At 65.6% G+C, this 25,799-nt stretch carries 17 protein-coding genes; 14 read left to right on the plus strand and 3 right to left on the minus strand.

What is annotated here, in order from left to right; translation table 11 throughout:
* Nucleotides 1-67: 67 nt before the first annotated feature.
* Genes AC5P78_RS13060 through fdnG form a run of 3 tightly spaced genes read right to left on the minus strand, consistent with a single transcriptional unit; the run spans nucleotide 68 to nucleotide 4,708 of the window.
* Nucleotides 68-715: a formate dehydrogenase subunit gamma gene (locus AC5P78_RS13060; protein ID WP_049396154.1), complete on the minus strand. Its 648-nt coding sequence runs from the start codon at nucleotides 713-715 to the stop codon at nucleotides 68-70.
* Nucleotides 712-1,629, minus strand: coding sequence for a formate dehydrogenase subunit beta (gene fdxH, locus AC5P78_RS13065; RefSeq protein ID WP_005410881.1), 918 nt, complete (start codon nucleotides 1,627-1,629; stop codon nucleotides 712-714). The genes AC5P78_RS13060 and fdxH overlap by 4 nt, the downstream gene beginning before the upstream one ends.
* A 10-nt stretch (nucleotides 1,630-1,639) precedes the next feature.
* Entirely contained in the window at nucleotides 1,640-4,708 is a 3,069-nt protein-coding gene (gene fdnG, locus AC5P78_RS13070) for a formate dehydrogenase-N subunit alpha (protein ID WP_143566001.1), read from the minus strand.
* Between the two features lie 289 nt (nucleotides 4,709-4,997).
* Here fdnG and gmk point away from each other — a divergent pair, with 289 nt between their 5' ends.
* The 14 genes from gmk to AC5P78_RS13140 all read left to right on the plus strand — a co-directional run bounded on the left by gmk (nucleotide 4,998) and on the right by AC5P78_RS13140 (nucleotide 25,777).
* A complete protein-coding gene (gene gmk, locus AC5P78_RS13075; protein WP_138969832.1) occupies nucleotides 4,998-5,663 on the plus strand; it encodes a guanylate kinase in 666 nt (221 codons plus the stop codon).
* Between the two features lie 110 nt (nucleotides 5,664-5,773).
* Nucleotides 5,774-6,073 carry a DNA-directed RNA polymerase subunit omega gene (gene rpoZ / locus AC5P78_RS13080; RefSeq protein WP_005410877.1) on the plus strand — a complete coding sequence of 100 codons (300 nt, stop codon included), beginning with the start codon at nucleotides 5,774-5,776 and terminating at the stop codon, nucleotides 6,071-6,073.
* A 105-nt stretch (nucleotides 6,074-6,178) separates the two neighbouring features.
* Nucleotides 6,179-8,341, plus strand: coding sequence for a RelA/SpoT family protein (locus AC5P78_RS13085; RefSeq protein ID WP_005410876.1), 2,163 nt, complete (start codon nucleotides 6,179-6,181; stop codon nucleotides 8,339-8,341).
* 183 nt (nucleotides 8,342-8,524) lie between these two features.
* Complete coding sequence (locus AC5P78_RS13090) at nucleotides 8,525-8,911, plus strand: RidA family protein (RefSeq protein WP_005410875.1); 387 nt, start codon at nucleotides 8,525-8,527, stop codon at nucleotides 8,909-8,911.
* A gap of 7 nt (nucleotides 8,912-8,918) precedes the next feature.
* Nucleotides 8,919-11,030 (plus strand): ATP-dependent DNA helicase RecG, encoded by a 2,112-nt coding sequence (recG, locus tag AC5P78_RS13095; RefSeq protein WP_076739916.1) that lies wholly within the window; start codon nucleotides 8,919-8,921, stop codon nucleotides 11,028-11,030.
* Between the two features lie 453 nt (nucleotides 11,031-11,483).
* Nucleotides 11,484-12,422, plus strand: coding sequence for a nucleoside hydrolase (locus AC5P78_RS13100; protein WP_005410872.1), 939 nt, complete (start codon nucleotides 11,484-11,486; stop codon nucleotides 12,420-12,422).
* Between the two features lie 88 nt (nucleotides 12,423-12,510).
* A complete protein-coding gene (locus AC5P78_RS13105) occupies nucleotides 12,511-12,753 on the plus strand; it encodes a type B 50S ribosomal protein L31 (protein ID WP_005410871.1) in 243 nt (80 codons plus the stop codon).
* Between the two features lie 296 nt (nucleotides 12,754-13,049).
* Nucleotides 13,050-14,327, plus strand: a complete 1,278-nt coding sequence (locus AC5P78_RS13110; protein ID WP_005418950.1) for a citrate synthase — start codon at nucleotides 13,050-13,052, stop codon at nucleotides 14,325-14,327.
* Between the two features lie 365 nt (nucleotides 14,328-14,692).
* A complete protein-coding gene (locus AC5P78_RS13115) occupies nucleotides 14,693-15,781 on the plus strand; it encodes a membrane protein (RefSeq protein WP_012481150.1) in 1,089 nt (362 codons plus the stop codon).
* A 519-nt stretch (nucleotides 15,782-16,300) separates the two neighbouring features.
* Nucleotides 16,301-16,810, plus strand: a complete 510-nt coding sequence (locus AC5P78_RS13120; RefSeq protein ID WP_012481149.1) for a CS1 type fimbrial major subunit — start codon at nucleotides 16,301-16,303, stop codon at nucleotides 16,808-16,810.
* A gap of 50 nt (nucleotides 16,811-16,860) precedes the next feature.
* A complete protein-coding gene (locus AC5P78_RS13125; RefSeq protein WP_495217219.1) occupies nucleotides 16,861-19,587 on the plus strand; it encodes a TcfC E-set like domain-containing protein in 2,727 nt (908 codons plus the stop codon).
* Entirely contained in the window at nucleotides 19,584-20,717 is a 1,134-nt protein-coding gene (locus AC5P78_RS13130; RefSeq protein WP_197575709.1) for a CblD like pilus biogenesis initiator family protein, read from the plus strand. Before AC5P78_RS13125 ends, AC5P78_RS13130 begins: the two co-directional genes overlap by 4 nt.
* Before the next feature lie 16 nt (nucleotides 20,718-20,733).
* A complete protein-coding gene (locus AC5P78_RS13135; protein WP_099527292.1) occupies nucleotides 20,734-21,441 on the plus strand; it encodes a pilus assembly protein in 708 nt (235 codons plus the stop codon).
* A 67-nt stretch (nucleotides 21,442-21,508) separates the two neighbouring features.
* Entirely contained in the window at nucleotides 21,509-25,777 is a 4,269-nt protein-coding gene (locus AC5P78_RS13140; protein WP_414498338.1) for an ESPR-type extended signal peptide-containing protein, read from the plus strand.
* Nucleotides 25,778-25,799 lie beyond the last annotated feature (22 nt).

A 25,799-nucleotide genomic window follows, 5' to 3' on the forward strand; every position in this document is an offset into this window, starting at 1 on the left:
GCCCGCTTTTGACGTTGACGTTGACGTTGACCTTGCCTCTGCGGGTGCAGGGCCGCAGGCCCTGCCGCTAACCCTCTTCCCGACGTCCGCGCAGGATGTCCCTGAACCACTGCCGGTGGTGCTTGTACGCCCACCCATAGGTCACCTTGCCCTGGGTCATCGCCCGCACCGATCCCTTGATCCAGATCGCCGCATAGATGTGCACCACGATCGCGCAGATCAGCACCCAGCCGAACAGCGCATGGGCAAGCACCGAGAAGCGGATCACCCCGATCGGGAAGAAGTGGCTGAAGTACTGCCGCCAGATCACGAAGCCGGTCAGCAGCAGCGCCGACAGGCATCCGATGATGGCCCAGAACAACAGCTTCTGGCCGGCATTGAAACGGCCCACCGGCGGCAGCTTCTCATCCTCGTTGCGCAGTACATCGCGCATGCCGCGCATCCATGCGCGATCGTCGGCGGTCGGCAGATTGTCGCGCCACATGCGGAACGCCAGCAGCGCAAAGCCCACCACCATGGCCAGCCCGATGAACGGATGCAGGATGCGCGTCCACGGTCCGCCACCGAACAGCTGGGTCAACGGGAACAGGGCAGGGTGGAACAGCGCCAGCCCGGACAGCGCGGTCAGCACGAAGCAGATCGCCACGATCCAGTGGTTGATGCGGGTCGGTGCGCGGTAGCGGATGATCTGGCGCGGGTGCGGGGCGTACTTCATGGCCGCTGCTCCTCTTCGATCTTCTTCGCCTCGTGCTCGGCTTCCTCTTCTTCCTCGTCATTGACCGTGTTGCGGCCGATGCCGATGTAATGCAGGAAGCCGGCGAAGGCGGTGGCGGCGATCGCCAGCACGCCCAGCGGCTTGGCCACGCCCTTCCACACCTCCACCATCGGGCTGATGCGCGGATCCTTGGGCAGGTCGGCATACAGCTCCGGCTTGTCCACGTGCTGCAGCACGTACATCACGTGGGTGCCGCCCACGCCCTGCGGATCGTACAGGCCAGCATTCTCGTAGCCGCGAGATTTCAGGTCTTCCACGCGTCCGGCCGCGTGCTCGGTCATCGCCTGCTTGCTGCCGAAGGTGATTGCGCCGGTCGGGCAGGTCTTCACGCAGGCCGGTTCCTGGCCCACCGCCACCCGGTCCGAACACAGCGTGCACTTGTAGGCCTTGTGGTCCTTCTTGGAGATGCGCGGCACGTCGAACGGACAACCTGTCACGCAGTAGCCGCAGCCGATGCAGTTCTCTTCCTGGAAGTCGACGATGCCATTGGCGTACTGGATGATCGCGCCGGGCGACGGACAGGCCTTCAGGCAGCCCGGATCGCTGCAGTGCATGCAGCCTTCCTTGCGGATCAGCCACTCCAGCTTGCCCTTCTCATCCTCGTACTCGCGGAACTTCATCACCGTCCACGACTGGTCGCTCAGGTCGGGCGGGTTGTCGTAGCTGCCAACGCAGCTGCCCACTTCGTCGCGCAGGTCATTCCACTCCATGCAGGCGACCTGGCAGGCCTTGCAGCCGATGCACTTGCTCACATCGATCAGCTTGGCGACCTGGCCGGTGTGCGCACCACGTGCCTCCGGCGAGGGCGTGGTGGTGGCCGAGCGGCGGATGATGTCCAGGGATTGCAGTGACATGGCGTGTCTCCTACACCTTCTCGACCTTGACCAGGATGCACTTCGATTCGGGCGTCTGCGAGTTGCCGTCACCGATGGCGTTGGTCAGCGTATTGGCGATGTATCCGGGCTTGGCCGCACCGAGGAAGCCCCAGTGGATCGGCACGCCCACCTGGTGCACGGTCCGGCCATCGATCTGCAGGGCCTTGATGCGCTTGGTCACCATGGCGACCGCTTCGATGTGGCCGCGCTTGGAACTGACCCGCACGCGGCTGCCGTTGTTGATGCCCAGCTCGTCGGCCAACGCCGCGCCGATCTCGACGAACTGCTCGGGCTGGATGATGGCGTTCAACTTGCCGTGCTTGGTCCAGAAGTGGAAATGCTCGGTCAGGCGGTAGGTGGTGGCCACATGCGGGAACTCGTCCGGCGAACCGATCTGTGCGCGATCGCTGGCGAATACGCGGGCGGCCGGGTTGTTCAGCGTCAGTGCCTGGCCGGGGCTGAGCGGGTTGCTGCGCAGCGGTGTATCGAACGGTTCGTAGTGCTCAGGGAACGGGCCTTCGGCCATGCCGGCCTTGGCGAAGAAGCGGGCGATGCCCTCCGGGTTCATGATGAACGGGCCCATTCCGCCGGCGGGATCTTCGTCGGCCTTGAAGTCGGGCACGTCCACGCTGCCCCAGTTTTTCCCGTTCCACGCCAGCAGCGTGCGCCGTGGATCAAATGGCTTTCCGGCGACGTCGCACGAGGCGCGGTTGTACATCACGCGACGATTGGCCGGCCACGCCCAGGCCCAGCCCAGCGTGTTGCCGATGCCGGTGGGGTCGCTGTTGTCACGCCGCGCCATCATGTTGCCGGTCGGGCCCCAGGCACCGATGTAGATCCAGCAGCCGGAGGAGGTGCTGCCGTCGTCGCGCAGGTCGCCGAACGCGGCCAGCTGCTCGCCGGCCTTGCGCACCAGCTTGGTCGGGTCCTTCGGATCGAACACGTCGGTCAGCGCCTTGCCGTTGTATTCCATCGCCAGTTCTTCGGGCGTGGGTACCTCAGGGTTGGCGTAGTTCCAGGCCAGGTCGCGCACCGGCTCCCACCACGCCCCGCCGTCCTTCTCGTACATCGCTTTGATGCGATGGAACAGCTCGGACATGATCTCGATGTCGCTGCGTGCTTCTCCCGGTGGGTTGGCACCCTTCCAGTGCCACTGCAGCCAGCGCGAGGAATTCACCACCGCGCCGTTCTCCTCGGCGAAGGAGGTGGTCGGCAGGCGGAATACTTCGGTCTGGATCGTGCTCGGGTCGACGTCGTTCAACGCACCGTGGTTCTGCCAGAAGGCGATGGTCTCGGTTTCCAGCGGGTCCATGCTGACCATGAACTTCAGCTTGGAGAACGCGCTGATCAGCTTGCCCTTGTTCGGCGCCGAGGCCAGAGGATTGAAGCCCTGGCAGATGTAGCCGTGGATCTTGCCCTCGTTCATCAGCTCGTACGCCTGCAGCATGTCGTACGGCTTGTCGAGCTTGGGCAGGTAATCGAAGCACCAGTTGTTGTCGGCGGTGGCGGCATCGCCCCACCACGATTTCATCAAGCTGACGTGGAACTTCGGGTAGTTCTGCCAGAACGACATCTGGTTGGCGCGCAGGGGCTTCTGCGTGCGCTTGGCGATGTAGGCGTTGTAGTCCTGCTCATCCTGTTTCGGCAGCGTCAGGTAGCCGGGCAGCAGGTCGGACATCAGGCCGATGTCGGTCAGGCCCTGGATGTTGGAGTGCCCGCGCAGCGCGTTCATGCCGCCACCGGCCACGCCGATGTTGCCCAGCAGCAGCTGCACCATGGTGCCGGCACGCACGTTCTGCGCGCCGATCGAGTGCTGCGTCCAGCCCAGCGCGTACAGGATGGTCATCGCCTTGTCCTTGCCGGCGGTGGACGCGATCATGTCCCAGATCTGGCGGATGCTGTCGGCCGGCGTGCCGCAGATGCGTTCGACCATCTCCACCGTGTAGCGCGCATAGTGCTGCTTGAGCAGGTTGTAGACGCAGCGCGGGTCCTTCAGCGTCGGGTCGCTGCGCACGAAGCCGTCGTCACCGTAGGCGTAGTCCCAGCTGGAGCGGTCGTAGCTGCGCTTTTCTGCGTTGTAGCCCGAATACAGGCCGTCCTTGAAGGCGAACTCGTCCTTCACCAGGAACGACATGTCGGTGTAGTTCAGCACGTACTCGTGCTGGATGCGGTCCTCGGTCAACAGGTAGTTGATCAGGCCCCCCAGGAACACGATGTCGGTACCGGTGCGGATCGGCGCGTACACGTCGGCCACCGCGGCCGAGCGGTTGAAGCGCGGATCGACCACGATCAGGCGTGCCTTGTTGTGTGCCTTGGCCTCGGTCACCCATTTGAACCCGCACGGGTGCGCCTCGGCGGCATTGCCACCCATGATCAGGATCAGGTCGGCATTCTTGATGTCGACCCAGTGATTCGTCATCGCACCACGGCCTAGCGTCGGGGCAAGACCTGCCACCGTCGGGCCGTGTCAGACACGTGCCTGGTTGTCGAATGCCAACATGCCAAGGGAGCGCACGACCTTGTGGGTCAGCACCGCGGTTTCATTGCTGGTGGCCGAGGCCGCCAGCATGCCGGTGGTCAGCCAGCGGTTGACCGTCTGCCCGGCCTCGTTCTTCTGCACGAAGTTGGCATCGCGGTCTTCCTTCATCAGCCGCGCGATGCGGTCCAGCGCATCGTCCCAGCTCAGCCGCTTCCACTCGTTCGAGCCCGGCGCGCGGTACTCGGGGTAGAGCAGGCGCGACTTGCTGTGGATGATGTCGGCCAGGCCGGCGCCCTTCGGGCACAGCGTGCCGCGGTTCACCGGATGGTCCGGGTCGCCTTCGATATGGAAGATGCTCGGCTCGGCGTTCTTGGCACCATCGCCGAGGCTGTACATCAGGATGCCGCAGGCCACCGAACAGTAGGTACAGGTGTTGCGGGTCTCGGTCGCGCGGGTCAGCTTGTACTGCCTGACCTCCGCGAGCGCGATGCCGGGCGCGAAGCCCATCAATGCCAGGCTGGAGCCGACCAGGGTTGTCCCGGTCACTTTCAGGAACTGGCGGCGGCTCATCGATGGCATGCCGTTCTCCTGGGATGGCGGGGAGGCGCAGGCCTCCGGGCTGTCGTTGGGTACGGCCCGGTTATAGCACAGCCCCCGCACGCCCATGTGGCACAAGGCCCGGCGCCCGCCAGACGGGCGCGCAACGGGGCCGCTCTGGTAAAGTTGCGTGCCCGCCCCCCGGGGAAAGCGTCTGCCGGGCCTGGTTCCAGGATGTTCCGCGCAGCCCCGCCGTCCTGGCGCGATCCTCCGCGCCGGATCTGGAACACCGAGGAAAAATTTTGCGAAATCAACCCGTTGGATCCCCCGCATGAGCGCCCCGTCGAAGCCGTCGGACGCCGTTGCGCGCGGCACGCTCTACATCGTTGCCGCCCCGTCCGGTGCCGGCAAGAGCAGCATCGTCAATGCCACCCTGGCGCGTGACCCGCAGATCGCCCTGTCGATCTCCTTCACCTCGCGCGCAATGCGCCCCGGTGAAGTGAATGGCCAGCACTACCACTTCGTCAGTGCCGAGAAGTTCGAGCAGATGATCGCCGCCGGCGACTTCTTCGAACACGCCTGGGTGCACGGCGACTGGAAGGGCACTGCCCGCCAGTCGGTGGAGCCGCAGCTGGCCGCCGGCCAGGACGTACTGCTGGAGATCGACTGGCAGGGCGCGCAGCAGGTGCGCCAGCTGGTGCCGGGCACGGTTACCGTGTTCATCCTGCCGCCATCCAAGCAGGCCCTGCAGGACCGCATGCGCAAGCGCGGCCAGGACAGCGAGGCGGTCATCGCCCAGCGCCTGGGCGCGGCCCGCGATGAAATGCTGCACTTCAACGAGTTCGACTACGTCATCGTCAACGAGGTGTTCGACACTGCGGTGGACGAGCTGTGCGCCATCTTCACCGCCAGCCGCCTGCGACGGGAGGCCCAGAAGGTCCGCCACGCCAGCCTGATCCAGGCGTTGCTGACCCCCGATCCGGGTGCAACTGACTGATTCCAAAAGAATCGGGTGGGGGTTGGCTTGATTTTGTCCAGCTCCTGCCAGTACACTCCGTCCCCTTTCCCTCATTCGACTGAGCGGCCGACCGGTCGCCGGGAGCCCGTATGGCCCGCATCACCGTAGAAGATTGCCTGGAAGTCGTTAACAACCGTTTCGAACTGGTCATGATGGCATCCAAGCGTGCCCGCCAGCTCGCCAACGGCGTGCAGGCCACGCTGGACAACAGCGAGACCGAGGACAAGCCGACCGTGCTGGCGCTGCGCGAAATCGCCGCCCGCAAGATCGACAACGCGCTGATCGACGAAGTCGAGAAGGCCGAGCGTGAGCGCGCCGAGCGCGAAGCGCTGGAGTGGGCTGCCGCCGAAGTGGTCGCCGACGAAGACATGTCCAAGAACGACGATTGATCGCATCGATCAACGTCATTGCTGGATCGCCGAACAGCCCGCCCCGTGCGGGCTGTTTCGCATTCAGGATTTGCCGTAAACGTCGCGCTGGAATAGGCTTCGGGCATGAACCCAGGCCCCACTGCCAAGGTCGCCGCAGCCCCCGCTGCCGCCGTACCCGACTACGTCCTCCAGCTTGAACGCGCCGCCCATTACCTGCCGCCGGAACAGCTGCCGCTGCTGCGCCGTGCCTGGGAAGTCGGTGCCTCCGCGCACGCTGGGCAGACGCGCAAGTCGGGCGAGCCCTATATCACCCATCCGGTGGCCGTGGCCCAGGTGCTGGCCGAGCTCGGCCTGGACGTGGAAGCGCTGATCGCCGCGATCCTGCACGACACCATCGAAGACACCCCGCTCACCCGCGAGGCGCTGGCTGCCGAGTTCGGCGAGGCCGTGGCCGAACTGGTCGACGGCGTGACCAAGCTGGACAAGCTGAAGTTCCGCGACCGCCAGGAAGCGGCCGCCGAGAGCTTCCGCAAGATGCTGCTGGCGATGTCGCGCGACCTGCGCGTGATCATGATCAAGCTGGCCGACCGCCTGCACAACATGCGCACGCTGGGCGCGCAGAGCCGCGAAGCGCGCGGCCGCATCGCCCGCGAGACGCTGGAGATCTACGCACCCATCGCCCAGCGCCTGGGCATGAGCCTGGTCAAGAGCGAGCTGCAGAACCTCGGCTTCAAGGCGCTCTACCCGTGGCGCCACGCCATCATTGAAAAACACATCCGCAGCCAGCCGGTGGTGCGCCGCGAGGCGATGGCGCAGGTGGAAGTGCAGCTGTCGCAGCGCCTGGCCAAGGAGGGGATCGAGCATCGGCTGATCAGCCGCATCAAGACCCCGTGGAGCATCTACAACAAGATGCGCGACGAGAACAAATCCTTCGACCAGGTGATGGACGTGTTCGGCTTCCGCCTGGTCGTGCGCAGCGTGCCCAGCTGTTACCACGCGCTGGGTTCGGTGCATGCCACCTTCAAACCGCTGGATGGCCGCTTCCGCGATTTCATCGCCATTCCCAAGGCCAACGGCTACCAGTCGCTGCACACCGTGCTGTTCGGGCCGTATGGCTCGCCGATCGAAGTGCAGATCCGTACCGAGGAAATGGACCTGATCGCCGAGCGCGGCGTGGCCGCGCACTGGACCTACAAGTTTGGTGGCGATTCGCCCAACAGCGCGCAGAGCCGTGCCCACGCCTGGATCGTCGAACTGATCGACTCGCAGCGCGCTGCCGGCTCTTCGCTGGAGTTCCTCGACAACGTCAAGGTCGACCTGTTCCCGGACGAGGTCTACCTGTTCACCCCGAAGGGCAAGATCCTGGCCCTGCCGCGCAATTCCACCGCGCTCGATTTCGCCTACGCCGTGCATACCGATGTCGGCAACATGGCGGTGGCCTCGCGCGTTGACAAGAAGCTGGTGCCACTGCGCACCAAGCTGGTGTCGGGGCAGTCGGTGGAGATCATCACCGCACGCTCGGCCACGCCGAAACCGCAGTGGCTGGAATTCGTGGTTACCAGCAAGGCGCGCACTGCCATCCGCCACCAGCTCAAGCAGCTGGAACACGAAGATGCCGTGCAGCTGGGCCACCGCATGCTCGACCGTGCGCTGGAGGCGATGGATTCGTCGCTGGAACGGCTGCCGAAGGGGCGCCTGGATGCGTTCCTGGCCGAGCATCGTTTCCCGCGCCTGGAGGCGCTGCTGGCCGAGGTCGCGCTGGGCAACTGGATGCCGACCCAGGCCGCGCAGGCGCTGATGGCCTACGCCGAACTGCGTGGCGGCCCGCATTCGCGCCACCATTCGCAGGAGAAGATCCTGATCAACGGCAGCGAGCGCGGCGTGGTCACCTTCGCCGGCTGCTGCCAGCCGATTCCCGGCGACGAGATCATGGGCTACCACACCGCCGGCAAGGGCATCGTGGTGCACCGCATGGACTGCCCGAACCTGGCCGAGCTGCGCAAGTCGCCCGAGCGCTGGGTGCCGATCGGCTGGGACACCACCGTTTCCGGCGACTACGACACTTCGCTGGTGGTGGAAGTAGAGAACGGCACCGGCGTGCTGGCGCAGCTGGCCGCCGCCATCGCCCAGAGCCATTCCAACATCGAGCGCGTGGACTACCTGGACCGCGACTTCAACGCCGCCGTGCTGGCGTTCAACATCCAGGTGCGCGACCGCAACCACCTGGCCGAAGTGATGCGCCGCCTGCGCCGCCTGTCGGTCGTGCAATCGGTACGCCGCCAATAACCCTGCTTCGGATCCGGGGTCGGATCCCTCTCCAACGGAGAGGGCTCTGACCCCATCGCGTGACCCGATCGCATGCACGGGGTCAGAGCCGTTTCCCGCCGGGAAACGGATCCGACCCCAGCCGATGCCGCGCCCACCCGGTACAATCACCGCTCTGTTTTCCCCCAAGCACCGGAGCGACCCATGTCCCGCCAGATCATCAACACCGAAAAGGCCCCCGCCGCCATCGGCCCGTACTCGCAGGCCGTGCGCGCCGGCAACACCGTGTACTTCTCCGGCCAGATCCCGCTCGACCCGGCCACCGGCGACATCGTCGGCGCCGGCGACGTCGAAGCACAGGCCCGCCGCGCCTTCGACAACCTCAAGGCCGTGGCCGAAGCCGCTGGCGGCTCGCTGGACAAGGTCGTGCGTCTGGGCCTGTACCTGACCGATCTGGGCGAGTTCGCCAAGGTCAACGCGGTCATGCAGGACTACTTCCAGGCCCCGTACCCGGCCCGTTCCACCATCGAAGTCTCCGGCCTACCGAAGGGCGCCAACTTCGAGGTCGACGCGGTGATGGTCATCGACTGACCGCCACGTGGCACGCAAGGCGGCGGTCACCCCGGTCCTGTCACCGTCCGGCGAAGCATCCCTGGCGATGCTCGCGGGCGTCGGTCCGGCCGTGGCCGCCAAACTGCAGGCGCGTGGCCTGGCCACCCTGCAGGATCTCTGGCTTCATCTGCCGCTGCGCTATGAAGACCGGACCCGGCTGACCCGCATTGAAGACCTGCGCAACGGCGTGCCGGCGCAGGTGGAAGGGCGGGTGGTCGCGGTCGAGCGCGGCATGCGCTACCGGCCGATGCTGAAAGTGGCGGTGGAAGACGAAGGGCGGGGCACTTTGGTGCTGCGCTTCTTCCACTTCCGCCAGCAGCAGGTCGGCCAGTTCGCGGTCGGCAACCGGTTGCGCTGCTTCGGCACGCCCAAACCGGGCCAGCTCGGCCTGGAAATCGTCCACCCCAGCTACCAGGTGCTGGGCCGCAACGACGATCCCGAACTCGGCGACCGCCTCGACCCGGTGTATCCCACCGTCGAAGGCGTCGGTCCGATGACCATGCGCAAGCTGATCGGCCAGGCGCTGGACCGCCTGCCCGAGGAGAGCGCGCTGGAACTGCTGCCCAGCGGCTGGCTCGATGGCCTCGGGCTGCCGTCACTGCGCAGCGCGCTGCTGACCGTGCACCGGCCGCCACCAGATGCCGATCTGGCCGCGCTGGCCGCCGGCACCCACCCGGCGCAGCGCCGCCTGGCGATGGAAGAACTGCTGGCCCATCACCTCAGCCTGCGTCGCCAGCGCATTGCCTTGCAGGCACACCATGCGCCGCCGCTGGCCGGTCCTGGCAAGCTGGCCAAGGCGCTGCTGAAGCAGCTGCCGTTCGCGCTCACCGGCGCGCAGGCGCGCGTGTTCAAGCAGATCCGCGAAGACCTCGCGCGGCCCAGCCCGATGCTGCGGCTGGTGCAGGGCGATGTGGGCTCCGGCAAGACCGTGGTCGCCGCGCTGGCGGCGATGCTGGCGGTGGAGCAGGGCAAGCAGGTTGCATTGGCTGCGCCCACCGAGCTGCTGGCCGAACAACATCTCAACAACCTGCGCGGCTGGCTGGAACCGCTCGGTGTGCGCATCGCCTGGCTGGCCGGCAAAGTCACCGGCAAGGCGCGCGCCAAGGTGATGGAGCAGGTCGCCAGCGGCGAAGCGCAGGTGGTGGTTGGTACCCACGCGCTGATGCAGGAGGCGGTGGTGTTCCAGGATCTGGCGCTCGCCATCGTCGACGAGCAGCACCGCTTCGGCGTGCACCAGCGCTTGGCGCTGCGCGACAAGGGCGCGGGCGGCAACAGCGTGCCACACCAGCTGGTGATGACCGCCACGCCGATTCCGCGCACGCTGGCGATGTCCGAATACGCGGACCTGGATGTGTCGGCCATCGACGAACTGCCGCCGGGCCGTACCCCGGTGCAGACCGTCGCGCTCAACAACGATCGTCGTCCCGAGCTGATCGAGCGCATCGCACTGGCCTGCCAGGAAGGGCGGCAGGTGTACTGGGTGTGCACCCTCATCGAGGAAAGCGAAGAACTGGATGCCACCCCGGCGCAGGCCACCTACGAATCGCTGCAGGCGCTGTTGCCGGGCGTGCGCGTGGGGCTGGTGCATGGCCGTCTGAAAGCCGCCGAAAAGCTGGCGACGATGGTGGCGTTCAAGGCCGGCGACATCGACCTGCTGGTGGCGACCACGGTGATTGAAGTGGGCGTGGATGTGCCGAACGCCTCGCTGATGGTGATCGAGAATGCCGAGCGCCTGGGCCTGGCCCAGCTGCATCAGCTGCGCGGCCGCGTCGGCCGTGGTTCGGCGGTATCGCGCTGCGTGCTGCTGTACCAGGCACCGCTCTCGCAGATGGCACGCGAGCGCCTGCAGACCATGCGCGAAACCAACGATGGTTTCGTCATTGCCGAGAAGGATCTGGAATTGCGTGGTCCCGGTGAATTGCTGGGTACCCGGCAGACCGGCCTGGCCGGTTTCCGCATCGCCGACCTGGCCCGCGACGCCGGCCTGCTGCCCGGCGTGCACGACCTGGCCGAGCGCCTGCTGGACCAGCAACCCACGCTGGCCGATCGTGTGGTGCAGCGCTGGATCGGCACCGCCGTGCGTTACGCCTCGGCGTAAGTACCCAGGGGTCGGATCCCTTTGTGCAGCAAAGGGCTCTGACCCCATTTCCGGGATGCTCATCCGCGCATGGCGTGGATCTACCTCGCGCTGCGCGCGGGAGTCGGACAAGGCTCGACTCTACAGACAGCGCTTTGGATCATTTCCATGTTCATCCACGCATTGCATGGATGTGTCGACCAAGGTCGACACCCACCAACAGCCGCGGAAATCTGTCGAAGGCGGGGTGGATCCGGTTGCGGGGGCGTGAGCCGCATGGATGCGGCGACCGAGCTTACATGGACGTACTTGCAGCGTCCCCCGCAACCGGACCCACCCCGCCATCCCCCAGGAAACCCGCTTTTGCCGTTGATTCGGCGGGTGCAGGGCGCAGCCCTGCCGAACCCCAACCCCCGTACTTGCAACGGTCATCATCCCGGTCCACACTTCGTTGCCGATCTGAAGACGGCAACGATGACCCACAAGATCCCCCTGTTGATCGACACCGACCCCGGTGTGGACGACGCCCTGGCCCTGCTGATGGCCTTTGCCGACGAACGGCATGACGTGGTCGCCCTGACCATCGCCGCCGGCAACGTCGGCCTGCAGTACACCGTCCGCAACGCCCTCAAGCTCTGCGACATCGTCGGCCGCACCGACGTACCGGTGTTTGCCGGCAGCCCGGATCCGCTGCTGCATCCCTCCGTTGACGCTGCCCACGTGCATGGCCGTGACGGCTACGGCGACGTGGACCTGCCGCCGCCGAGCCGCCAGGCTGAAGCCGAACACGCCGCACTGGCCATCCTGCGCCTGTCGCACGAGCACGCCGGCGAACTGATGCTGGTGATGCTGGGCCCGCTGACCAACCTTGCCCTGGCACTGAAGCTGGACCCGACCCTGCCCGAGCGCATCAAGCGCATCGTGGTGATGGGCGGCGCGGTCACCTGCCACGGCAACATCACCCCGGCGGCCGAATTCAACATTGCGTTCGACCCGGAAGCGGCGCACGTGGTGTTCACCTCGTTCAAGCACCTGCTGGTGTCGGACTGGGAGGCCACTGTCGCCCATGGCCTGCCGCTGCAGGACGCCGAGAAGTGGCTGCAGGCCGATTCCGATCGCGCCCGCTTCTACGAACTGATCTCGCGCAAGACCCGTGGCCTGTCCGAAGACAGCAAGGGCGGGCGCTGGTACACCGCCGATGCGGTGGCCATGGCCTGGGCGCTGAACCCCGAAGGGCAGCTGCGGGTCGAGTCGCGCCCGCTGAACGTGGAGCTGAACGGCACGTTCAGCCGCGGCGCCACCATCGTCGATTGGAACCGCCAGACCGGCCAGCCGGACAACTGCGATCTGCTGATGGCCTACGACCAGCAGCGTTTCGAGGCCCTGGTGCGCCAGGCCCTGGGTGCGGACTGACGTCGATTGACCGGCACCGGTTGCCCCGGGCGGCAACCGGTGCTTATAATGCCACTCTTGACCACCAGCCCATTTACGGTGTGAGCCCATGAAGGCCGATATCCATCCGAACTACCGCGACGTCGTCTTCCATGACGTCACCTCCGATTTCAAGATCCTGACCCGCTCGACCATGGCGACGAAGGAAACCATCCAGTGGGAAGACGGCAACGAATACCCGCTGGTCAAGGTTGAAATTTCCTCGGCTTCGCACCCGTTCTACACGGGCAAGCACAAGGTCATCGACACCTCGGGCCGTATCGACAAGTTCCAGAAGCGCTACGCGCGCTGATCTGTCGATCCAGCTTCGAACCAACGGCCGCGCTCTGCGCGGCCGTTTGTTTTTCCCCAACGCCAACCCAACGGGCGTTTGGATGGGCGGAACACTGCGTTCGTGTGACAACGCTTTTGCCGATCCGGGCCGCTCAACGGCCGGTGTCTGGCTGCCTGTCGTATACGACTTCTGTCTAGCGCCGGGCAAATGCTGCTGTGCGATAATGACCTGATCCCCGGCACAGGCCGAGGACGTCATTCACGTGCCTGACCAATGCGCTTGGGCAGGCGCCTTCCCATGAAGGAGCGCACACAGTGTCCGATCTTGATCAGGTCACGCTCAACGCCGGCGACAAGTCGGTCGTTCTGCCCGTCATCAAACCCACCCTTGGCAACGACTGCGTCGACATCGCGAAGCTGACCAAGGAAACGGGGTTCTTCACCTACGATTCCGGCTTCACCGCGACGGCCAGCTGCAAGTCCGCCATCACCTACATCGACGGCGACAAGGGCGTGCTGCTGTACCGCGGCTACCCGATCGAACAGCTGTCGGAAAAGTCGAGCTACGTCGAAGTGGCCTACCTGCTGATCAACGGCGAGCGCCCGAGCGCCGAGCAGCTGAAGGCCTTCACCGATGAGCTGACCGCCGAAGCCAACGTCGACGATTCGATCAACACCCTGATCGGCAGCTTCGCCAAGGATGCCCACCCGATGGCGATCCTGGCGGCCGCGATCGCGCAGCTGTCGGCCATCTACCACGACTCGCTGGACCTGTCCGACGCCGAGCAGCGCCGCAAGGCCGCCGTGCGCCTGATCGCCAAGGTGCCGACCCTGTCGGCGCTGATCTACCGCCATGGCAAGGGCCTGCCGGCCAACAAGCCGGACACCTCGCTGGACTACGTCAGCCGCTTCCTGAAGCAGACCTTCGAGTCGGCTGACGGCCAGTACGACCTGAACCCGGACGTGGTCAAGGCACTGGACCTGCTGTTCATCCTGCATGCCGACCACGAGCAGAACGCCTCGACCTCGACCGTGCGCCTGGTCGGCTCGACCGGTGCCAACCCGTACGCGTCGGTCGCTGCGGGCGTCACCGCGCTGTGGGGTCCGGCCCACGGCGGTGCCAACGAAGCCGTGCTGAAGATGCTGGAAGAGATCGGCAGCGCCGACAACGTCGAGTCCGCCGTGGTCAAGGCCAAGGACAAGACCTCCGGCTTCCGCCTGATGGGCTTCGGCCACCGCGTCTACAAGAACTTCGACCCGCGCGCCAAGGTCATCGGCGAGATGACCAGCAAGGTGCTCAAGCAGCTGGGCGTGCAGGATCCGCTGCTGGACGTGGCCGTGAAGCTGGAACAGGCCGCCCTGCAGGACGAGTACTTCGTCGCCCGCAAGCTGTACCCGAACGTCGATTTCTACAGCGGCATCATCTACAAGGCGCTGCAGATCCCGACCGAAATGTTCACCGTCATGTTCGCCCTGGGCCGTACCTCCGGCTGGGTCTCGCATTGGCTGGAACAGCAGGTTGATCCGGAAATGAAGATCGGCCGTCCGCGCCAGGTCTACACCGGCAGCGACGTGCGCGACTACCAGGGCTGATCGCCCCGCGTAGGTTGTGCCGAGAACGCCCCGCATCCGCGGGGCGTTTTTTTTTGAGCGGACCTGGTGGGTGCGGACCGTTGGTCCGCACGATTTCGGCGCCCGCGAAAAATCATCCACGCACGGCGCGGATCTACCACCGCAACCGCCTTCGGTAGGTGCCAACCTTGGTTGGCACGCTTTCCCATCCACGCATGGCGCGGATCTACCGCCGCACCCGCCTTCGGTAGGTGCCAACCTTGGTTGGCACGCGCTTCATCGTGCCAAGACCGCGTGATTCAAGGGTCTCGCCAGCTTCACAAGCGCTCGCGCAGCCTCAGGACGCCAGCTGCATCCGCAGCACCTGAAATGGAGCGTCCATCCCGATGAGTACCCGATTCGACCCACCCGAGCGCGGACCGCTCGGCCCTGACGTCGCCGCCGTCGTCACCGCCCCGATCGTCGCCCCTCCCAGCGAAAGCGCCGTTTCCTGGGGCGCGATCTTCGCTGGCGCCACCGCTGCCGCTGCACTCTCCCTCATCCTGCTGATCCTCGGTGTTGGCCTCGGCCTGTCGTCGGTGTCGCCATGGTCGTTCGAAGGCGTCAGCAAAGAGACCTTCGGTTGGTCCAGCATCATCTGGCTCACCTTCACCGCATTGGCCGCGTCCGGCCTGGGTGGCTATCTGGCGGGCCGCCTGCGTACCAAGTGGACGCAGATCCATGGCGATGAAACCTATTTCCGCGATACCGCGCATGGCTTCGTGTCGTGGGCCGTCGCCACGCTGCTGACCGCGGGCTTGCTCACATCGGCAATCGGTGGCGTGCTGGGCGCCGGCGCAAAGGTGGCCGGTGCCGCCGCGGGCGTTGCCGCATCCACGGCCGGCGTTGCTGCCGCGGGCGCGGGCAGCACTGCCGCGGCGGCCCCGGAAGGCGACCTCAACTACTGGGTGGATTCATTGTTCCGCAACGCTACCGATGCGGGTCCGGCAGCTGCAGGCGCGCCGCCGGCCCCGGGCGCGCCTGATGCAGCGTCCGGCGTGGCGGCGACAGATCCGGCCCCACCGCCGCCGGCTGCAAGCGTCGGGCCGCGCGATGTGCGCGTAGGCCTGCCGCCGCGCCCGATGCCGGGTAATGGCCCGATGGGTGACCGCCGCGAAGTGCGTGCCGAAGTGAACCGCATCATCGTCAACAGCCTGCAGGGCGATGGCCTGGATCCGGCCGACACCCAGTACCTGGCGCAGCTGATCGCGCGCGAAACCGGCATGAGCCCGGCCGAAGCGCAGGCGCGCGTGACCGATGTGCAGACGCGCATGCGTGCGGCGCTGGAGAAGGCCAGGAACACCGCCAAGCAGGCCGCCGACGATGCCCGAAAGGCGACCGCCTATGCCGCGTTGTGGCTGTTCATCACCCTGCTGATCGGTGCGTTCTTCGCCAGCCTCAGCGCCACCTGGGGCGGCCGCCGCCGCGATCTGTAACCCGCCTTCCACGCAAGGAGACCTGCAATGAAAATGATTCTGCTCTGGTTGTTGGGCGTACCGATTCCGCTGCTGATCCTGTACGCGATCTTCTTCTGATCGTGCGCCAACGCGATGTCTCATCAGGCCGCCGAAGGGCGGCCTGATGCCATCCAGCAGATCCACGCCATGCGTGGATGACCCGCTGTAGAGTCGAGCCGTACTCGACTCACGCGCGCAGCGTGTGTGCTTCGCGCAGTATCGGAAGAGCAGTCGACTAACAGCCGACTCTACAAACCCAAGGCAATGAGGTTTATTGCATTCAAGCAGTGAGGGAGTTTGCATAACCCTCAAACATTGAGCGCCTTCAAGAATCCTCCTTAACCTCCAACGTTTTAGGAATGCTTGAATGGCCTGCATGGCAATGGATTCCTAACATTCTCTCCGTCGCCCGCAACCACCTCTGCGGGCGGCGCCTCCCTCCCTTTCTCCTTAGGGGAGGGGGGGCTTTCATATTCCCCCTGTCCGAGAGAGACACCCATGCACGCCATTATCAAGAAGGCCGCGCTCGCTGCAGCGCTGGCCACTGCTTCGCTGTCCGCGCACGCCGTGGAAACCAAGATCTCCGTCTACGCCGACGTCGACCCGACCCTGGCGCTGCTGCGCGATGACGGCACCCCGCTGCCGGACATGGTCACCCTGACCCACGATCCGCTGCGTGGCCTGATTCCGAACACGCAGCGCGTGCGTATCCATTCCAACGATGACAAGGCGGATATCGAAGCGCGTATCGATGGCAGCTTCTTCCTGGCCAACGAGACCGGCACCGTGACCGTGCCGATGACCATCAGCCTGAACAACCGCGCGCTGGGTGCAGCCGCCATCGAGTACAAGGCCGCTGACCTGTTCAACGGTGCGGGCTCGACCCCGGGCGCCTCGATCTCGATGCCGCTGACCATCGCACAGACCACGCCGGCGCCGATCCTCACCAAGGGCGCGTACAGCGGCCTGGTCAACGTCGTGCTGAACCAGAAGGCGGCTACGCCGTAATCCCCCGCGCCGGCCCGCATCCCGGGCCGGCCGCTTGCAGCGGTGCCCCCATGACCCTACACGCCCCCGCCGTCACCCGGCTGGCGGTCGCGCTCGCCCTGGCGTTGTCCACTCCGCTGGCGGCCGCGCGCGGCGTCCCGCCCGGTTTTGAAGATCTGGTCGAAGGCCAGACCGAACAACTCGACATCCAGCTGTTCGGCCGCTCGGCCGGGCTGTCGCCGGTGCGCGTGACCCTGGAGCACGTGCAGCTGGAAGATCCCGCGCGCGTGCTGCAGTCACTGGACCTGCCTGCCGAGGCGCAGGCCGCCCTGCTGCCTGCGCTGTCGCAGCCGCTGCCGCGCAACAGCCATCTGGCCTGCCGCTTCGGTGGTGCCAGCGCCGGCTGCGGCTACATCGATCCGCCGGAAGCTCCCGACGAGGTGCGCGCGCTGTATGACGAAGGCGAGGGCGCGGTGCGCTTGTTCGTGGCGCGCCAGTGGATTCCCGGCAAGCCTGCCGCCGAGCGTTTCCACACGGTCACCGCCAATGCCGAGAACGCGTTCCTGCATCAGCAGACGCTCAACCTCAGTGGTGGCCGTGACTACCAGTCGCTGTCGGCGCGCGGCGTCGGCACGCTGGGCCTGTTCGATCGCGGCCACCTGTCGGCCGAGTGGTACCACAACCAGCAGCGCTATCGCAGCCACAGCGACGACGATTTCCAGTTCGACAACGTCTATTACCGCCACGACCTGGGGCCGGCGCACTACCTGCAGGCCGGGCGCATGGACCGCCGCAACCTGTCCAGTCCGCAGGGCGGCACCTTCAGCTTCAGCATGCTGCCGCTGGACCGCTTCCAGGGCGCACGCCTGGGTACCACCCAGGCCTATGTGGACACCGACGCGGCGGTGCAGGCCAGCCCGCTGACCGTGCTGCTGGCGCGCGATGCGCGGGTGGACGTGTTCGATGGCGAGCGCCTGCTGCAGACCTTCTACCTGCAGGCCGGCATCAACCAGATCGACACCCGCAATTTCCCGTTCGGCAACTACCTGGTGCGCATGCGCATCTACGAGGACGGTGTGCTGGTGCGCACCGAGGAGGCGCCCTTCGACAAGGGCGGCGACTGGACCAACAGCCAGTGGCAATGGTTCGTGCAGGGTGGCCACCGCAATGAGCGCCGCAGCGATGCGTTCGATGGCGAGCGCATCGCGATGGCCGGCGTGCGCGTGCCGCTGGGCCGCGACGCGGCCATGACCGCCGGTGCCGCCACGTTCGGCGGGCACCGCTACGGTGAGCTGCGCCTGGACCTGCGCCGGGTGATGGCCACGCAGGAAGTCCGCGCCACCTTCAGCGGCATGCGCGGCAGCGACGGCAGCAACGGGCAGCAGCACCAGCTGTCGTACCGGCGCACGGCGTCGTGGAATCTCTACCAGCAGCGCATGCGTGGCAAGGCCTGCCAGTTCGAGGCCGAGGCGCGCGACCAGTTGGGGTGCACCAACGCGCTGAGTGGTTCGATGTCGCTGCCGCTGGCGGGCGGCAATGTTTACGTGGGCTACACCCGGCGCCAGACCTGGCGCACCGGCTGGCACCGGCCAGAGTTCGAGCAGGATCCGTTGTTCGGGCTTGAGCCGCTGTTGCCGCCGGGGCCGTTGGAACCGCGCCGCGAGCCGCTGCTCAGCCGCACCTGGCAGGCCAGCTTCAGCCGCAGCCACCGTTGGCAGGATTTCAGTGTCTCCACGCGCGTGGGCGTGTGGCGGCAGAACAGCACCGACAGCGTGCGTGGCAGCACCGAGCGCGACCGTGGCATCTACGTCAACCTCAGCCTGAGCCGTCGGCACCGCAGTGCTGCCGGCGATGGACAGCGCCGCTATGCCGTGGATGTGCGCCAGCCGCAGCATCAGCGCCCGGCGATCGACTACAGCGTCGGCCAGAGCCTGCGCCAGGAACTGGATACACAGTACCGCGAGCTGTCCGGCGAGCTGCGCGCCAACAACAACGAGCGCTACAGCGCTTCACTGGGCGGCCAGCTGCAGAATGGCATCGGCCACACCAGCGCCAGCCTGGCGCGCTACCAGCAGCGTGGCCGCAGCGAGACCGGCTACAGCGGCGCACACAGTTCCGGCTTCGCGCTTGGTCGTCGCGGCTTCTACTGGAGCGGTGCCAATGGCGCCGACGCCGGCCTCGCCGTGCAGGTGGCCGATACCGACGACGCCGACCTGCGCGGCGTGGCCGCCGAACTGCAGGTGGGCGGGCTGCGCAGGCAACGCCTGCAGATCGGCGAACGCCGGCTGCTGCCGCTGCCGGCCTATCAATCGCAACGTGCCGAAGTGCAGGACGCCAGCACGCTGGACAGCATTGCCGCGATCCGCGTGACCGGCGTGGGCGGTGCACGACCGATGTTCCTCACGCCCGGCAAGCTGATGCGCATGCCGGTGCCGATCGAAGTGACCTACACCTTCATCGGCCATGCCCGCGACCTGGCTGGTGCGCCGCTGGGCGGCGCCCGCATTCTCAACGCGCCGGTGCCCGGCACCAGCGCCAACGGCGGCTTCGTCGCCGATTTCCCGCGTCGCGAAACGACGCTGTACCTGCTGCAGGACGACCGCCTGCTGCACTGCCCGCTGCAGGTGCGCGAGCGCCGCCAGGTGGTGCTGCTGGTCAGTGCCGTGCATTGCGAGCCGCTGGCCGTGGCCCAGCTGCCGGCCGAGATCCGCCAGCAGGCCCGCGTGACCCGCCTGCTGCAGGAACGCGCGTTGATCGCCGCCACGCCCCGGACCGCTGCTGCAGGAGGTACGCCATGAACCGGCGTTGGATGTTCGTGTTGATGCTGGTGTGTGCGCTGGTGCTGGTGATGCCGCGGGCGTGGGCGCAGTGGCCGCCAGAAACGCATCCGGCCGACCAGAGCCGGGACATCGTGATGAGCTGGGATCGCTCGGCGGTACCCGGTGATGTGGAGTTGTGGGCGCCGCGGACGGTGTTGGGATTCAGTCACGACCTGGCGCTGAAGTATGGGCAGATCCATGTGGTTTGTGAGTCTGCTTCTGACAGTGAATTCGGTCGGTGCCCTCTTGATGGTGAACCGGGAGTGTCACTTGGCAGTAGCAATGTCGATCTGCTGTTCGTGGAGCAGAGGACTGGCCTACGTAGCGAACTTCGGGCGCAGGGATATTTACAGAGAGTCATGTCGGATTGGGTTTGCGCTATCGACTACTGGGACACGCTCAGAAGGCAGTTGAATGCGTCGTTCTGGTACATATGCAGTTCCGGACAGCCAGTTGGTACAGGCGTATATCTGGAAATCCCAGCGACCGAGCTCTCCAGACTCGTCGCAGGCCACTGGAAGGCCACGATGCGCCTGAACATCAAGGCCGATCCCGCCGCAGCACCCGTCGCCACAGCCACCTTCAACTTCGATTTCACCGTCACCGACTACGACGCGATCTCGATCTACTTCCCGACCTTCGACACCGTCGCGCCGCTGGTCAATCTTGATCTGCGCTATGACCCCATCCAGAAGGTCGTGGGTGGCAGGAAGCAACTGGACATGTGCCTGTACGACGGCCTGGGTTCGCAGAGCGAGTACCTCGACGTCACGGTTCGCGACAGCGGTCCACGCCCACCTGCGGGATCGGACTTTTCGCTCTGGCACCGCGATGGCGGCAGCGATGCCAGCCAGCGCCTGGACTACCGGGTCCACCTGGACTACGGCGGCCACCGCCTGGCGATGAAGCACAACGTCAAGCAGCAGCTGCGCGGCATCGACAGCGCACAGCTGCGGCTGGTGATGCTGCCGGGCATCAGCCAGCCGGTGTACTGCGTGCCGACGCCGCTGACCCTGGAAACACCGCCCACCCCGATCGCCAGCCAGCGCCCCGGCCTGTACGAGGGCGAGCTGACCGTGGTGCTCGATGTCCCCACTGCCAAACCCTGATCCCGAGGAGCCTGCCATGAAGAAGCTGCTGTTCTGCCTGCTGCCGGTGAGCGCCCTGCTTGCCGTGCCGGCACACGCCAACCTTTCCATTCACCCGATGCGCGCAGCGGTGGATGCCAAGCGCGGCACCCAGATCCGCGTGTACTCGCAGTCGACCATTCCGCAGTACGTGCAGACCCGCCTGCGGCGCATCGTCAATCCCGCCACGCCTGCCGAAGAAGAACAGGAGATGGAGGCCTCGGATGCGGCGATTGCCATCACCCCCGGCAAGTTCGCACTTTCCGGCGGCGGCAACCGCCTGATCCGGGTGATTCCGCTGCAGCAGGTCCAGAAGGAAACGGCCTACCGTCTCTATTTCGAAGGTGTGCGCGGGCCGGATGACGCTCCCCTCGAAGACGGCGAGGGCGCACAGGCAAACATCGGCGTCAGCCTGGTCTGGGGGGCGCTGGTCAACGTCACCCCCGCCGACGGTGTGGTGGACCTGCGCCTCCAGGACAACACGCTGCACAACACCGGCACGCTGCGCGTGGGAATCATCGGTGCCGAGCAGTGCACCGCTGCAGGCGCCTGCACGCCACACCCCGTATCGCACAGCCTCTACCCAGATGCCGCACTGACCTTGCCGTTCCAGCTTCAGCCGGGCAACTCGCTGCAGCTGCGCTACCGGCTCACCCGCGATGGCTATCGCGAACACGTGCGGACGATCGCGCCGACAACGACCTGAGCCCGCACTTTGCCCGCCCCGTGCCCGGCACGGGGCTCACTTTCCTTGTCCTGTTAAGGAGAAACACATGAATCGAATCTATCGTCGTATCTGGAATCACGCCAAAGGCTGCTGGGAGGTGGCCAGCGAGCTGACCAGGCCCTGTGGCAGGAAATCGAGCCGCATAACCGGCGCCGGTGGACTGCTGATGGTCACGCTGATGTTGGCGGGCGGAGAGGTGCACGCCAAGACCCGTTACTACATTGGGTGCGATCCCTTCAATCTGGGAAATGGCGAGTTTGTCTCCTGTTCCCCCATCACAGGTCGCTATGACGACACCATGTTTGTCGGCTATGCACTGACCAACGGCCTGAACTCGCTTGGCTATGGTGCAGGCGTGAACATGAAAGGCGACAACACCACCGCATTTGGCATCGGTGCCCGGATAGACGGGCAGAACAGCGCCGCGTTTGGTTTCAAGGCGAGGACCAGTGGCGTCGATAGTGTTGCCTTTGGGTACAACGCCAGTGCCAATGGCGGCCACGCACTGGCAATGGGTGCGAACGCATACACCGGAGCACTTGGGGCTACGGCCGTGGGCAACGATGCTGCGGCCACCCGGCAGAATGCGGTGGCCCTTGGCAGCGGCTCCAGCGCGGAGAAGGAGAATGCAGTGGCGCTGGGTGCCAACGCGTGGTCCAACGGTGTGGATGGAGTGGCGCTGGGAAGCAGGGCACAGGTTGAGACCGGTGCTGGCACGGGTGGCGTCGCCATCGGTGGCGGTGCCCGTGCGGGAAGCCTGGGCTACACCGGTGCCATCGCCATCGGCGGTGAGAGCCGTGCCCTTACGGACGGCGTTGCGCTGGGCTATGCGGCGTCTGCCTCCGCACAGGGCGCCGTAGCCCTGGGCGTCCGCTCGGTGGCCACGGAAGCCAATACGGTGTCGGTAGGCAGCGCCTCGGTGCGCCGTCGCATCGTGAACGTGGCGGACGCCCGCATTACGGCCTCCAGCACCGATGCGGTCACCGGCAAGCAGCTGCATGCCATGAACGAGCGGGTTGACGGCATGATCAAGCAGGATTCCGCAGGCGGCATCGTACGCATCGCCAACAGCAACACCGGCACGGAAGTCAGCATGCGCAATGCGGTGCTGGCGACGCGCAAGGTGAGTGGCGTGTCTGACGGCGCGCTGACGACGACCAGCACCGACGCTGTGAATGGACGCCAGCTCAACACGACCAATGGCAATGTCACCAAGGCGCAGACCGCTGCGGATGCGGCCAAGGCTGATGCCAGCAAGGCGCTGGCCCAGGTCACCACGGTGACCGGCCTGATCGGCCAGACTTCGTCCACCAGCAGTGTCCGCTTGGGCGAGAAGAACAGCGGTACCTCGCTGGATGTCCGCAACAGTGCCAATGCCAACCGCAAGGTGACCGGTGTGGCCGATGCCACGCTGAGCACCTCCAGCACGGAAGCAGTGACCGGCAGGCAGTTGAACACGACCAATGAGAATGTTGCCAAGGCACAGACCGCTGCGGGAGAGGCCAAAGCTGATGCGAGCAAGGCGCTGACTCAGGTGGTGACGCTGGGCGGCCTGGTGGGGCAGGTGTCGGCAACCGGCAATGTCCGCCTGGGTGAGAAGAACAGCGGAACGGTGCTGGATGTGCGCAATAGCGCCAATGCGAACCGGAAACTGACCGGCGTGGCCGAAGGCGTGGTCAGCGACAGCAGCTTTGAGGCCGTCAACGGCAGGCAGCTCAATGCCACCAATGACAAGGTGGCGGCGGTGGAGAGTGTTGCCAGAACTGCGGGCACAGAGGCGGCGGCGGCAAAGACGGATGCAGCCAAGGCGTTGGTCGAGACCGCAGCGCTTGGCGGGCTGGTGGCACAAGTGTCTACGACTGGCAATGTGCGTCTGGGTGAGAAGAACGGCGGTACGACGTTGGACGTGCGCAACAGCGCCAATGCCAACCGGAGGATCAGTGGTGTGGCGGATGGATTGTTGAACGCCAGCAGCGCTGAAGCAGTGTCTGGGAAACAGCTCTACTCAACCAATTCACGGGTATCAGCTCTAGAGGACGTAAGTCAGTTCGTGAGCATCGGTGCGGCTCCTGCCAGCGAACCTGCTGAGGCAGGACCAGTGGGTGTCGCTATAGGTAATTCGGCTAAGACAGGCAGCGAGGGTGGGACTGCAGTGGGAACACACTCGAAGTCACTGGGTAGAAATTCGGTGGCCGTTGGACGTGCTTCAACGGTACATGAAGGTTCCGACAATGGCTTTGCCCTTGGGGCGGGCGCTGAGGTTGGTATTTCGGAGGGTGGTGCAAGGGGGGGAGTTGCGATTGGCGCTGGAGCGAAGGTTGGGAAAGGGGCGGATGGATCACTGGCGATCGGTGAAGGCTCGCAAGCGAATGAGGCTGGCGTTGCATCATTTGGAAGCGCAACTGCTTATCGCCGCTTAGTAAACGTTGCTCGAGGTGCTGCCGACCACAATGCCACTACCGTCTCCCAGCTCAAAGACTCCCTCGCTACCCTTGGCGGCGGAGCAGGCATGGACGCCAGCGGAAATATCATCGCCCCAACCTACTCGGTGCAGGCCGGAACGCAGAACTCGGTCGAAGACGCATTGATGGCGCTTGATGGCGCCGTCATCACTGCAGGTCGTCGAGCGGGCAAGGTGGAAGATCAGCTCAGCTCGATCTTCCAGGATTCACCGTCGGCCCGTGCCGATGGCATGAACCAGATCGCGCTCAGTGGCGCGAACGGCATGGTGCTGACCAACTTGGCTGACGGACGAGTGGCTCCAGGAAGCCGTGATGCGGTGACTGGTAGTCAGTTGTACGCCGCAGAGCAGAAGATCTCGCAGAATCGGAATGATCTGGAGGCGATGCGTAAGGGGCGGGAGATGGGGCAGGAGGCGATCCGTGGATTGGACGCGAGCGTCATCGACTACGGCGGTGCGCGTTTGACTGGTGTGTCCGATGGTTCAGTCTCTGCGGATAGTCACGACGTGGTCACCGGTCGCCAGTTGTTTGGCATCAGTGATCGGGTATCTAAGATCGAGCATCAGGGCCGCTTCCTCAAAATTGATACGGATCAGCTGAGCGAAGATGCCTTCGCAGGATTCTTGGGTGTTGCAATCGGTGACTCGGCTCGTACGCAGGGCGAGGGGGGGACGGCTGTCGGTTCGTTTGCCTCTTCGCTGGGCGTAAATTCTGTCGCTATAGGCCGTGGATCTTCCGTGTCAGCGAACTCCTTGAATGGCTTCGCGGTGGGGGCTGGTGCACATGTCGCATCGACGAACGGAGTTTCAATTGGTGCAAGTTCAAGAGTCCACGCGGGCGCAGAGGGATCATTGGCGCTGGGCGTAGGCTCTGAAGCTACTGAGGCAGGAACCGCATCCTTTGGGAGTGCAGGAACTGAGCGCCGCCTCGTAAACATCGCCAACGGCACCGCCAACCACAACGCCGCCACCGTCGGCCAGCTGCGCGGTGCGCTGTCCGCGCTCGGCGGTGAAGTCGATGCCAACGGCAACATCGTCGGCCCCAGCTTCACCGTGCAGGGCCAGTCCCAGTCCACGCTCAATGGTGCATTGGAAGCGCTCGACGGCGCGGTGGTCAGCAACCGCTCGCGGGTGAACCAGGTCGAGTCGCAGCTGCGCAGCGTGTTCCAGGACACCCCCTCGGTCCGCGCCGACGGTCTCAACCAGCTCACCCTCGCCGGGACCCACGGCATGGTCATCTCCAACGTGGCCAATGGCCTGATCGCGGCCGGCAGCCGCGATGCGGTCAATGGTGGCCAGCTGTATTCGATGCAGCAGCAGCTCAACGGTCGTATCGATGGCCTGGAGGAGCGCATCGATGCGCCGCAGCCGCGGGCAATGGCCGTCGCGTCGGTGCCCGAACCGGAAGCGCCGGTGCCGCTGGCCGATGGCGGCCAGCAGGTGGCGTCGGTCGGCGAGGGTGAGAAGCCCGCGCCTCAGCCGAAGACGAAGAAGGATGAGACGCCCAAGCCGCAGGTCGATACTGCTGAGCTGGAGAAGATGCTGGCCCGCGCCAACGAGTACACCGATGGCGCGATCAGCAATTTCGAACGCCGCCTGGACAAGATGGACAAGCGCTTCAAGCGCATGGCGGCGATGAGCAGCGCGCAGACCGCGATGGCGATGAACACCGCCGGCCTGGCCACCTACAACCGCCTGGGTGCGGGCGTGGGCTACAGCGACGGTGAGTCGGCGATGGCGGTGGGCTACCAGCGTGTGCTCAACGAGAAGGGCTCGGCCACCTTCAGCCTCAATGGCGCGTTCACCAACAGCGGCGAACGCAGCATGGGCGTCGGCGTGGGCATCGGCTGGTAAGCCATGCGGCCCCGGCGTGGTG

This window comes from Stenotrophomonas sp. YJH_SMC_133, assembly GCF_059370655.1.

What these genes read in the sequence shown, in the direction of transcription:
- AC5P78_RS13060 (WP_049396154.1), bottom strand. Translation starts at nt 715, where the DNA reads ATGAAGTACGCCCCGCACCCGCGCCAGATCATCCGCTACCGCGCACCG.
- fdxH (WP_005410881.1), bottom strand. Translation starts at nt 1,629, where the DNA reads ATGTCACTGCAATCCCTGGACATCATCCGCCGCTCGGCCACCACCACG.
- gmk (WP_138969832.1), top strand. Translation starts at nt 4,998, where the DNA reads ATGAGCGCCCCGTCGAAGCCGTCGGACGCCGTTGCGCGCGGCACGCTC.
- rpoZ (WP_005410877.1), top strand. Translation starts at nt 5,774, where the DNA reads ATGGCCCGCATCACCGTAGAAGATTGCCTGGAAGTCGTTAACAACCGT.
- AC5P78_RS13085 (WP_005410876.1), top strand. Translation starts at nt 6,179, where the DNA reads ATGAACCCAGGCCCCACTGCCAAGGTCGCCGCAGCCCCCGCTGCCGCC.
- AC5P78_RS13090 (WP_005410875.1), top strand. Translation starts at nt 8,525, where the DNA reads ATGTCCCGCCAGATCATCAACACCGAAAAGGCCCCCGCCGCCATCGGC.
- AC5P78_RS13100 (WP_005410872.1), top strand. Translation starts at nt 11,484, where the DNA reads ATGACCCACAAGATCCCCCTGTTGATCGACACCGACCCCGGTGTGGAC.
- AC5P78_RS13105 (WP_005410871.1), top strand. Translation starts at nt 12,511, where the DNA reads ATGAAGGCCGATATCCATCCGAACTACCGCGACGTCGTCTTCCATGAC.
- AC5P78_RS13115 (WP_012481150.1), top strand. Translation starts at nt 14,693, where the DNA reads ATGAGTACCCGATTCGACCCACCCGAGCGCGGACCGCTCGGCCCTGAC.
- AC5P78_RS13120 (WP_012481149.1), top strand. Translation starts at nt 16,301, where the DNA reads ATGCACGCCATTATCAAGAAGGCCGCGCTCGCTGCAGCGCTGGCCACT.
- AC5P78_RS13125 (WP_495217219.1), top strand. Translation starts at nt 16,861, where the DNA reads ATGACCCTACACGCCCCCGCCGTCACCCGGCTGGCGGTCGCGCTCGCC.
- AC5P78_RS13130 (WP_197575709.1), top strand. Translation starts at nt 19,584, where the DNA reads ATGAACCGGCGTTGGATGTTCGTGTTGATGCTGGTGTGTGCGCTGGTG.
- AC5P78_RS13135 (WP_099527292.1), top strand. Translation starts at nt 20,734, where the DNA reads ATGAAGAAGCTGCTGTTCTGCCTGCTGCCGGTGAGCGCCCTGCTTGCC.
- AC5P78_RS13140 (WP_414498338.1), top strand. Translation starts at nt 21,509, where the DNA reads ATGAATCGAATCTATCGTCGTATCTGGAATCACGCCAAAGGCTGCTGG.